Source organism: bacterium (Candidatus Blackallbacteria) CG13_big_fil_rev_8_21_14_2_50_49_14 (assembly GCA_002783405.1).
Classification (GTDB): Bacteria; Cyanobacteriota; Sericytochromatia; order UBA7694; family UBA7694.
On record PFGG01000035.1, the window covers coordinates 24,425 to 35,508 of the forward strand.

Below are 11,084 nucleotides of genomic sequence, written 5' to 3' on the forward strand. Positions count from 1 at the left end.
GGGATTTAAGCATTTCAAACCGTTTAAGGCGTATTCAACTTGAACCATGCCTCGATCAATTTGCGATATTCTGTAGCCAAAGCACTGGCATGATCTCCCAGTTCTCCTGCCAATTCCTGTTTGGCTTCATCTGCTTTGATCTCTTTTTTCATCAAAGAAGTCAAAAGCGTAATCATACGCGCATCCTTGATATTATTGAGATCCTTACCCAAAATCTCACGCAGGGTACGTGAATAGATTTCCTGCTTTTTCTCACCACTTTGGGGATCGGTATAGAGAATCGTGAGTTTCATCTTTTGATCGAGCAGGGTAGCCGCGTCTTCGGCACTGAAGCGTTCCCAGAAATACTGTGAGGTATTGTAAGAGAAATTGGTGGGCTGAACCTTGCTCTGATCCTGAGAAGACTCTTCAGCAGCAGACTGGGTATGTTTCAGCGCAGCAGGATAATCCAGACGGAACTGAACATCACGGGCGGCCACCGTCATCAGTGCCATAAAACGCTCCTGAAAGGCCCGCTCAGCATCTTTGCGGGTAATCACCGAGAAATAAGCACCCCGGCCAGCTTCGGTCAATTGGTTCATAAAGGCTTCATTGAAATCCTGCCCCAGGCCCAAACCCGAAAAATAAATCCCTTCAGAATTGTTGATCCGGGTCTGCTTTGAGAGCACACTGGGGTCTACTTCCCCGATATTGGCATAGGCATCCGTCAGCATCAGCACGCGGTTGAGTTTACCGGGCACAAAGGATTTCTGGGCCAATTGATAGGCCGTGGTAATGCCTGCATTGAGGTTGGTTCCTCCCTGGGTCTGCAAACTGCGTACCACGCTCAGAAATTTAGAGGCATCGCCCTGATAGTCAAAATTCTCAAGAGCAACGACCGCGCTGGTCGAAAAGGTGACAAGATTGATTGTATCGCCGGGCTTGAGACTTTGAACCAAAGCTTCAAGCCCCGCTTTGGCTACCTCCAAACGGCTGGGAGCAGCGCCGCCCTCTTCCACCACGGGTGTTTGCTCATTCATTGAGCCTGAAACATCTACCACCAACGTTAAGGCCAGGTTTTGACGCTCACTGGCTGAAAGGGTGGGAGCTGAAACATGCACGCCCAAATCATAGCGGTTGCCCATTTCCTGACCCGCCGTCGCCCCATGTTGCCAAAGCCCCATTGAAACCTGGAAAACACCTGTCGATTCCTGCCCCTGGCGAGCAAAATGCTCGTAATTTAAAAACTCCCAGGGCCGGGCCCAGGAAGCATTGGGAGCAAAACCATGATTGAGCGCATATTTGGTCAATTCAACCCCTGCCGTACTGGCAGAATCATCGTAGGAAAAATAGAAATAATCCGTGGCCTCTGCCTGGGGAGAAGCCGAGGGCAGGACAGAAGGATCTGCACTGGGTACGGCCGTGGGCACAGCACTGGGAGCCGAGGTCGGCTCCGCTGTGGGCTGGGGTTCAGGCATGACCATATTATTGGATTGATCTGTAGCAGGCATGCCGGCCACAGGAGCTGCCGCAGGAGCCGTCAAAACAGGAGAGGCCGTCGATTTTTCAGCTGCTGCGCGATCCAGACTGGGCGTGCTGTAACTGGTCCCAGCGCCAAGATTCAAAGGCGCATTATCAATGGGAGACAAAGGATTTTTTTGCCCCTTGGGAGCCGGGGTAATCCCTGCAGACAATCCGCCCAGATTGGCAGTAGCAGATTGCGTGCCAGGAATCATGGACTGACAGCCGCTCACCCCCAAAGACAGGGCTATCAAAGCCAAGACCAAATAATTCTGCTTTTTCATCATGCGTCTCCTTGATTGAGTATTCTGGCAAACTCGCGTGAACGGGCCGCGCGTAAAGGGTGAAGATCTGGGTCGTGAAGCGCTTCCTGCCGGGCCTGTGCACTTCCAGAATCGCAACTGAAGGCCTTTTTTAAAGCCTCCAAGCCACGATCCAGCAGGTTTTTATCTTTTTTAACGGCATAGTACAGACTGAAAAAACAGGCCTGAATATAATAAACAAGCCAATACCCCGGATTAAAACTGTCAAGCAGCCCCAGGGTCAGTTCAGCCTCTTCGAAACGCCCACTTTTGGTATAGGCATGGGCCAGAAAAGCCCCACTTTCCATCAGGGTCTGTTGCCCCAATTCCTGCTTATGGGGAGAGGTCAAAACCCGTTTAAAGTTCTGAATGGTCTGCTCCCAGTAAGGCTCAGCCTCAGCAGGCGGCATCAGAAAAGCCTGATTAAAACAGAGTCGGGCCTGTTCATCGCGCATAAACACGTCATCGGGTGCTAATTCAAGCCCCAGCTTGAATTTTTCTGCCGCACGGGCAAAATCGGCGAGGGCATCGCTACGTTCCTGTGCTTGACCGGCCTCCAGAAAACGCGCCAATGCCGCATATCCACGTAAAAAATACACAGCTCCCAAATTAAAATGCAAATCGGCGGGCTGAATATCGAGGGTTTCAGGGGCTGGGTGCATTTCATAACTGCGCAAGGCTGTTTCTTGATTGAGCAAAGCCCCTTGATAATTGCCCCGGCTGAGTTCCAAACTGGAAAGCAAAGCTTGTAACTGCACGCCTTCCTGAAAAAGCTGCAAGCCCTGCTGAATCCGCTCTTGGGCCTGCTGGGTCCGACCGGCTTTGATCAGGGCAATCACCAGGCGCAGATAGGTTTTGAAGTTCTGTGGCGCCTGGCTCAAGCTCTGCTCATAGGTCGAAATGGCATCGCGATACGCCGCGACAGCATCACTGTTCAAGGGCGCGAAACCCGCCAAAATCAAGAGTTCATCCCGGCCATTGTGATTGCCCTCAGGAAAGAGGATTTCCGCCAGTTTAAGCACCACCTCGCGTGAAGGTTGGCGCTCTCCAGCCTCCAGCAAAGAAATATAAGACTTTGAAACGGCAATAGATTTCGCCAGATTCTCCATATTCAGACCTTTTTCTTTTCTCAGAGCAGACAGACGTCTGCTAAAAGGACTCTGAATGACATCCATTTGTTTCCTTTTTGGCACCAGAAATACCTCCTTTTCTTAAAAATATGGCCAGCCCCCCCATTATTGCGGCACAGCTGTTACGGCAGGAGCAGGTTGCGTTGTCACCTCTGAGCCACTGGGAGACGCTACAGGTTGGGGTTTCAGCTCTTCAGGAGGCACAGACGGGGCAACACAGCGAACGGCTGGCACATCGTACATGGGCAGATAGAGAACGGGACGGTTCAATTGTTTGATCGCTCCTGTCTGGGCATCGATTTCGGCAGAACCCCAAACCTGCATTTTTTCAGGATAGCGGGGCATTTCTTCGGGATAGCAGCGCATATTGGCATCGGTTGTCGCTGGATCAAGCTGGGGTTTGGCACTGGCTTGCACCACAGGAGTCACCACATCAAAACCGACACTGACAAAATAACGGTTTTGGGATTGCCCCTGCTGATTCAATTGAATCTGCCACTGTGCAGTCGCAGGAATCTCGGCAATGACCTTTTGGTTCGGATCCCGTACAGTCTCGGGGTAAACCGGATAAGCGCCACTGCTATCAGGGTTGGAAAAAGCTTTGCTGGCAATTTCCTGGGCTTGGGAGCTGTCGATTTTCACCTGGCTGATATCGATCACAGGTTCTCCCCAGACCATGCGGTGTACACGCGTTTCTTGCTTCAAGAGATAGATATTCAGGGTTTCCTTGCGGGGAGTAGAGGCAAAACGGAAAAAATAAGCGGGCTGAATCTGCTCTACTTTGCCATCCTGCCCTGGCAAGCTCAGATACTCCACAAAATTGGAGTTTCCATCCACCCCAATATTGGCTCGGCTTTCAATCAAGCGGGCGCTGGAATCCCATTGTGCGAGAATGGGCTTCACCGTCTCTTCATAGGCCTTCAACAAAGTCGCGGCCTGAGAAGCAGAGAAAACACTCTCTTCAGCAAATTGAATCACATATTGATTGAATTCTCCCCCCCCAAACCAGGGGGCGATCATGCGCGAAGAAGCACCTGTGGCAATATCTGGTGCCAATTTGGATTCGCCTGAAGCGGCCTGTCCCACCGTAGGTGCTGCGACAGGGGCTCCCGCCTGAGGAGCTGGATTGGCAGCGGGTGCAGTCGCAGCACTGTCATTCGTACCCGTACTCTGGTTGGTGGTATTCAAGGGCAAAAGTCTACGGGAAAGCGCATTGGCAAAAACACCCTGGCTTGGATTCGCCACAGGTGAAGCCGTCGCAGAAGGTTGAGGCAGAAGCCCGTTAATTTGGCCTGCACTACAGGCGGAAAGGCCGAGCGAAGCACTCACAATCAAAGCCAGTGAAAAAGCTGAGGATTTAAACATTTTTTGATTTCTCCTGTTTATTTTTGTGCGGGAGCCAAAGCAATCGCTGGCTCGGTATAAGCCACACCTGTGGAACCGGGAACGGCATAGCCTACACTACCACCGCCAGAACCCGAAGCAGCATACAAAACGGGGCGGTTCAAAGAAATAATTTTACCGCTGATTGCGTCTATCTCCATAGAACCTGACCAAGACTGATTTTCAACAGGAACCGGCTGTGAAGGTGAGGGTTCACCGGGTGCAATCGTGGGCGTATTCGTTACCGTGCCATCACTGCTGACCACAGAAGTATCTGCCGCCATCATCGGAACGGGCATGGGAACCGGCACGCCTATATTCACGCCTTCTTGGCCATGAAAGAAACTGATCTGATAGCGCAATTGCTTGCTTTCCTGCTGATTGAGATGAATCTGCCAGGTCAATTTTTCAGGCAGATCATAAATCACCTGCATACCGGGCTGTCGAAGATCTTGGGCCATGGGATATACAGGATAACCAGGGCTGCTTTCGCGGTTTGAAACCGCCTTGCGTGCTATCGCCATGGCCTGATCACTGTCAATTTGCACCCGACTGATGTCGATCTGGGTTTCACCCCAGACCATGCGATGAACCCGCACTTCTTTTTCAAGCACATAGACATTTAAGGTTTGTTTCAGCGGCGAAGAAGCAAAACGATAAACATACAGCGGCATGACTTTCAGCGCTTCGCCACTGCTCCCCGGCAATTGCAGATACTCGGGATTTGGATTATTGAGCATCGCCCGGCTTTCAATCAAACGGGCACTGGCATCCCACTCTTTTAAAAGAGGCTGAACGGTCTGTTGATAAACCGTCAAAAGTGAGGAGCCCTTGGCTGCAGGATAAATATTTTCTTCAGCAGCCTGAATGCTGTATTGATTGAAATCATTGCCCCCATAATAATAGGCGGGCGCAATGGCAGGCCGGGCAATAGCGACCTGTTTCAGCGAAAAACCTTCTACACTTTCGGGCAAATAGGCAACTGGAACCCGCATGCCATCCACTTCAGCCAAATACAAAGGTCGCTTCAGCAGAGCTGACTGAAAAAAGACAGCCGGAGAGAGCTCAGAAGAAGGGGTCAAGACGGCATTCTGACCCGCATGAAAAGGAGCTGGCAAAACGGCTGAACAAGCGCTTAAGGACAAAATCAGAGGAAGAATCATTGCGTGTTTCATAACTAAAATACTCCAAACTGGTTCAGAATAATTTTACTTTAGCAAACTTGTTTACATATTGTCAACAACAAAACTGAAAGTAAACAAATTTCAGACAAAACAAAACCGGGACCCCATTCGAAGCCCCGGTTTGGAAAACAAATTTACTCAATTCGAGCAGAAGTCTTATCCGTATCCTTATTGTAAAGCAGAGTTACACGATTGATCTCGTCAAGATTGAGCCCGATCCAATAGACATATTCCTGACTGCCTTCTCCCTCTTCCATTTGCCAATCAGCACGCATATCCCATTTTGTGGCGGTAGCATCGGGAGAAAATTGAATTTGCACAGAATCACCATCTCCCAAAGCTTCATTCAAGATATTTTCTTCCCAGGACTCTTCACCTGTCGGACTGAGATAGAGCCCCTTAATGATATAGCCTGTATTATTGACCAATTCAAAATCCAGGGTTTTATTCTGAACGGGACGGATCTGCAAACCATTGGGAAGTGTGATGGTTGTCTGACGGGGAGCGCTGAAAGCAGAGCTGGAACCCATCAAAATAACGCACGTGGCTAAAAGCACGGTTTTCAAAAACTTGGTACGCGTAATCATAAGAATTAAAACTCCTTAAATTTAAAATGCAATTTGTTTGATTTCGCAACCTAAAAATAACACGACTTAATTTACAATGAGAATCGTCTTATTATCAAAAAATCAAAAAATAGACCACAAACAATTGATTATTACTATAATATAAGTGAATACAGCACAATATTTTACTCATATAAATTAGGAACTCAGCTTTCTTGTCGGCTGGGCAGGCGTTTGTTCAGACCTCTGTTCACTCTGCTATTTTTAAGAACGCTTAACGGCTGGGAAGCGGGAATGCTAGAATTAACTTAAAAAGAAAAGACTGGTTGACTCACTTTGTTCGATACTCAATTGCCTGTTGAAAAAGCCATCCTGGTGGGCGTTCAGCTCCCAGACACCCCTGATTGGGAAGTCAATTACTCTCTCGATGAGCTGGCTTCTTTGGCGGATACCGCAGGGATTCGCAGCTTGGGGCGCTGCAGCCAGAACCGCCACCACCCCGATCCTGCCACCTATATTGGTCGCGGAAAAGTCGAAGAAGTGCAGGCCCTGGTTGAAGCCCACCAAGCCGATGTTGTCATCTTTGATCCAGAACTCTCCCCGGCACAAATCAGCAACCTTGAAAAACGCTTGAATGTCAGGGTCATGGATCGCGGAGACGTCATTCTGATGATCTTCGCGGAACGGGCCCAAACCCGTGAAGCCAAGCTGCAGGTAGATCTGGCCCGCATGAAATATTTTCTGCCCCGTCTGAAACGCCAATGGACCCACCTGGAAAGACAGGTCGGGGGGGTCGGGGTACGTGCTGGGATGGGCGAAAAGCAGATTGAGGTCGACCGCCGCCTGATCCGGAAAAAAATTGAACGCTACGAAGCCGATCTGAAAGAAATTGAAAAACAGCGCAAACTGCGTAAAAACAAACGCAGAGAAACCTTCAGTCTGGCCCTGATTGGCTATACCAATGTGGGCAAATCCACATTGTTTAACCGCTTAACCCAAGCCGATGTACTGGTCGAAAACCGTCTTTTTGCCACACTTGATTCAACGGTGCGCAAAATAGAAATTGGCGCCCACGAATTCGTACTGACCGACACGGTTGGCTTTATTCGCAAATTGCCTCACCATCTGGTCGCCTCTTTCCGCAGCACCCTGGAAGAAGCTTGTGATGCAGATGTACTTCTGCATGTCGTGGATGTCACCTCACCTGTACTGGGCGAACAGATGGCAGCCGTGAATGAAGTACTGAAACAGCTTGAAATTGAAGACAAGCCCATTGTCTATGTGCTGAACAAAGCAGATCTGTTGCCACAAAATGAAGAACTGCATGTCTGGAAACATATTCCCCCGGAAGCGCCCTGTGTCTCTGTTTCCGCACATACGGGTGAAAATATGGACCTGCTCAAGGAACTGATCCTTGAGACCTTCTCTGAACAATTCCGGGAAGCGATCTTCGTGCTCCCGCTCAGCCAATCGGGTTTTGTTGCACAGCTCTATACGATTGCAACGATTCTCGAAGAAGAATATTTAGAGGGCAACCGGGTCAAACTGCGCTGCCGCGCACCGGCCAAAGATCTGGAGCGTTTCCGTAAAAGCTGGAAAGCCGTCGCGGATGCCGGCGAGGAGCAACTTTTATCGAGCTGATCAACAGAACGCCAGGAAACTATAGACAATGACCTCACTGTCTTTTAGCTGGGGAATTCAAGCTGTGGTTTGGGGCATCATGCTCTATCTTTTGGCTGGGCATACTCTGGCCTTAGGCGCTTGCCTGATTTCATTCCGCGCTCTGCGCCATTATGCCCGCCGCTTAAAATCTATCAATATTGAATCCTTGCTGCAGGCCGCAGGAGCCCCCCCGATCAGTATTTTGGTGCCCGTACACAATGCCCCGGAAGAAAGCCTGAAATGCATTGAGCAATTGCTCAAACTTCGCTATCCTGAACTGGATATCATGATTATCAATGATGGCTCCAATGATCATACCCTCGAAACCCTGCAAAAACAGCTCCAATTACAGCCCACACCACGCTTTCCTGTTTCAGAACTGCCTTCTCAGCCCGTTAAAACCGTATACCAAAGCCAAAAACATGCCCGACTCTGGGTCATCGACAAAGAACGGGGCGGCATGGCCGACGCCTTGAATGCCGGTTTGAATTTTTGCCAGACGCCCCTTTTCTGCAGTACCTATGTCACGATGTTATTGGAACGGAATGCCCTGCTCAGGGCGGTTCGCCCCTTTCTTGAAAATGCAGCTACAGCCGCAGTCAGTGGGATTGTAAGGGTACGCAATGGCTGTCTGATGGATCAAGGCGATGTCAAAGAAGTCCTGCTCCCCCCTCAGCACTTGGTCAGAATGCAAATTTTAGAACATCTTCGCTTTTTTTTAGTCAGTTATACCGCAGGCAGCAGTATTCGCAGTCTATTGCTGGTCTCAGGTGCTTTCGCTGTCTTCAGGCGTGCATTGGTGGTTGAGGCCGGAGGGTACGATGCCCGTTTTCAGGGAGAAACACCTGAATTGCTTTTGCGCCTTCACCGCTTCTGTCGGGAAAGCGGCAAAGCCTACCATGTCGATTTTATTCCCGACCCCATGGCCTGGCATGAATGCCCCAATGATTTGGCAGAAGTACGTGAAAACCGCATGAGATGGCAACAGGCTGTCAGCAAAGCCCTGCTCCATCACCGGGCCTTGCTCTGGAGCAAGGGCAGTGGTCGAATAGGCTGGCTGATTTACCCCATGCTCCTGTTTACAGAGTTTTGGGAACCCTTTCTCGAATTGGGTGGCTATTTTTTAGTTCTTCTGGGAACTTTGCTGGGGTGGGTGCCCCCTCTGCTGGCCCTGGCTTTTTTCCTGGTGGCATTGCTGATGGGAAGTGCTCCTTCCGCTTTGGCTGTTGCCCTGGGTGAACTGACCCCCCGCCGCTACCAGGACGAAGATTTACGCCAATTGCTGCGCACGGCCTGGCTTGAATATCTGGGCTACCACCAATTGCGTACCCTGTGGAGAATACAAGCTATTTGGGGCGTTTTCTCAAAAAACAAACAGGAAAACCGGCATCAATCGCTTGAGTTTTAAAGTCTCAAACCATCATGCGCCGGGCCAAGGCCAAAGCCAGCTTGTCTTGCAATTCACGGGTCTGGCTTCCAGCACTGGGTTCTTCCTGCAATTGATTGTAGATACGACTTAAAAATTCAAAACTCTCAATACTGTCGAGCGCACCCAAGGTATCAATAATTTCAAGGCGTTCAGCCCAGCCCAATTTCGCATAAAGCTGCATCAGGGTAGGTACGGCCTCGGCATTGCCAAAACTTCTCAAAGCCCGAATCAAAGAACGGCCATCCGGAAAACTTCCCATCAGCAAACAACTGAGGGTTTGATAAAAAAATTGATAATCTTTAAATTTTTCAAGCTCCGTAGCCATTTCATAGCGCACCTCAGGGGAGGTATTCGGATCAAAAAAGAGACGGGTCACCAAAGCGCGCACCTGCTGGGAATCATTTTTTTTCAATTGCTGAAAAAGTCGGCCAATATGCGGTGCAAAGCCAGGATCCTTGATCGATTTCTCAACAAATTCCAGTGAATTGAATTCCCCTAAAATCTGGCTGGCCAGTTCTGAACGCGGATGTGCGGTTAAATCCATTTCTTGAAGCACCTGATGATGCCCCGTCATTTTTAAGGACTGTGCGGCCTCCATGGCCACCCAGGGAGAGGGGTCATCCAGGGCCTGACGAAAAGTGGTAGGGTCTTTTTCACTGCCCAAAAGTGCCAAGGCTCGAATGGCATGCAAACGCACGGGAAAAGAATTGGAATTGTAACGCTGACGAATCAAGGGAATATGTTCACTGCCCCCCATCAGTGCAAGCAATTGAATCGCCGCGATTTGTAAATTAATATCTTTTTCCTGGCGTAAAATATCAACGGCCAGCGGAGTAGCCAAGGGATCTCGCAGCTCGGTCAAGGCTTTCAAGGCAATGGTACGAATCCAGGGGGAATGTTTGGGTTCACGCAGACTGCCACGCAGAGCTGGGGCCACACTTTTTCCCAAAGAAGAAAGCAGAGAGGCCAAAACATTGGGATTCCAAGCCTCAAAGCGTGACAGCGCCGGTAAAAGATGCTCTGCCACGACGGGCTCTCCCCAATTGGCAAGGGCACGGGCCGCCAAAAGCGCAACCAGGGGTGATTTATCCTCAAGCGCTTTGACATAAACAGGCAAGAATTGACGCTCTCCCAAAACAGAAAGCGTCAAAACCGCGCGGGCGCGCTGTTCCTGATCTCCGGTTTCTATTCTGACAGCAAGCGCCCCCAAATAGGGGGCGGCCAAGTCACGGTAATGGCTATTCTGCTCAGCAGGCGCTTTCATATTGCGACGCATCAAAAGATCCACAAAATACAGCTCTTCTTCAGGTTTGACCATGGAGCGCATCACATCAGCCACACGCCGACCACTGACAACCTCATCCAGAACGGGTTCCCAGCGAGCTTCCAACTCATCCCAAAAACTGGCTTTGCGTAAATTGCGCTGCCGCATTGTAAAGGTCAGACGAGAAGCCCAAAGCGTAACCAACACAAATAATCCGGCATAGCCACAAACGCCCAGTAAAAGCAGCGTGTATTCTGAATGGGTCATGGATATCGTTTTTCTCTCATGTTGGTTAGATCATAGCCAAAGATCCGAGTTTTCACAAGCCTGCCTCTGCATGATCGTGCTCGGGCAAGGGATTTGATTCTGAGGGGGGATCTCCCCACATCACTGCGCCTAAGACCAGGGCATTGATCAGTAAAAGCCAGATCCAGGCGCGGTTCAAGCGTCTGGAAAAACGCAAGCTCACACCCCCCACAACAAAGGCTCCACCCAGCGCGAGTATCGCTGCTGTCACAAAAAAAGCGTTGCGACTGCCAAACAGCATCAAACTGTCTGGCCAGGCTGTCACCGTACTGCTCAGGCCCAAATAGACATAAAGAGCCGTTCCCAAAGCCCCGAGCACAGGTGTAAATTTATCAGACATGCCAGCCCCTTGTCTCCA

General features: G+C 50.1%; 9 protein-coding genes. 2 read left to right on the forward strand and 7 right to left on the reverse strand.

Annotated elements, in window-relative coordinates; genetic code table 11:
- Window positions 1-23: 23 nt before the first annotated feature.
- The 5 genes from COW20_06860 to COW20_06880 form a co-directional block, all read right to left on the reverse strand.
- Entirely contained in the window at window positions 24-1,787 is a 1,764-nt protein-coding gene (locus COW20_06860; GenBank protein ID PIW48838.1) for a hypothetical protein, read from the reverse strand.
- Window positions 1,784-2,977 carry a hypothetical protein gene (locus COW20_06865; protein ID PIW48839.1) on the reverse strand — a complete coding sequence of 398 codons (1,194 nt, stop codon included), beginning with the start codon at window positions 2,975-2,977 and terminating at the stop codon, window positions 1,784-1,786. The genes COW20_06860 and COW20_06865 overlap by 4 nt, the downstream gene beginning before the upstream one ends.
- Window positions 2,978-3,037: 60 nt before the next feature.
- Entirely contained in the window at window positions 3,038-4,297 is a 1,260-nt protein-coding gene (locus COW20_06870; GenBank protein ID PIW48840.1) for a hypothetical protein, read from the reverse strand.
- 17 nt (window positions 4,298-4,314) lie between these two features.
- The gene (locus tag COW20_06875) at window positions 4,315-5,478 is read right to left on the reverse strand and encodes a hypothetical protein (protein PIW48841.1); all 1,164 of its coding nucleotides are present in this window, start codon (window positions 5,476-5,478) and stop codon (window positions 4,315-4,317) included.
- 155 nt (window positions 5,479-5,633) lie between these two features.
- A complete protein-coding gene (locus tag COW20_06880; protein PIW48842.1) occupies window positions 5,634-6,086 on the reverse strand; it encodes a hypothetical protein in 453 nt (150 codons plus the stop codon).
- 315 nt (window positions 6,087-6,401) lie between these two features.
- Between COW20_06880 and hflX the strand changes: the two genes are divergently transcribed.
- Both hflX and COW20_06890 read left to right on the forward strand, forming a co-directional pair.
- Window positions 6,402-7,706: a GTPase HflX gene (gene hflX, locus COW20_06885; protein ID PIW48843.1), complete on the forward strand. Its 1,305-nt coding sequence runs from the start codon at window positions 6,402-6,404 to the stop codon at window positions 7,704-7,706.
- A 28-nt stretch (window positions 7,707-7,734) separates the two neighbouring features.
- Window positions 7,735-9,135 (forward strand): glycosyl transferase, encoded by a 1,401-nt coding sequence (locus tag COW20_06890; protein PIW48844.1) that lies wholly within the window; start codon window positions 7,735-7,737, stop codon window positions 9,133-9,135.
- A gap of 4 nt (window positions 9,136-9,139) precedes the next feature.
- Here the strand turns inward: COW20_06890 and COW20_06895 are convergent, their stop codons facing one another.
- Together COW20_06895 and COW20_06900 are read right to left on the reverse strand one after the other, a co-directional pair.
- Entirely contained in the window at window positions 9,140-10,687 is a 1,548-nt protein-coding gene (locus COW20_06895) for a hypothetical protein (GenBank protein PIW48845.1), read from the reverse strand.
- 52 nt (window positions 10,688-10,739) lie between these two features.
- Window positions 10,740-11,066, reverse strand: coding sequence for a hypothetical protein (locus tag COW20_06900; GenBank protein ID PIW48846.1), 327 nt, complete (start codon window positions 11,064-11,066; stop codon window positions 10,740-10,742).
- Between the last annotated feature and the right edge of the window lie 18 nt (window positions 11,067-11,084).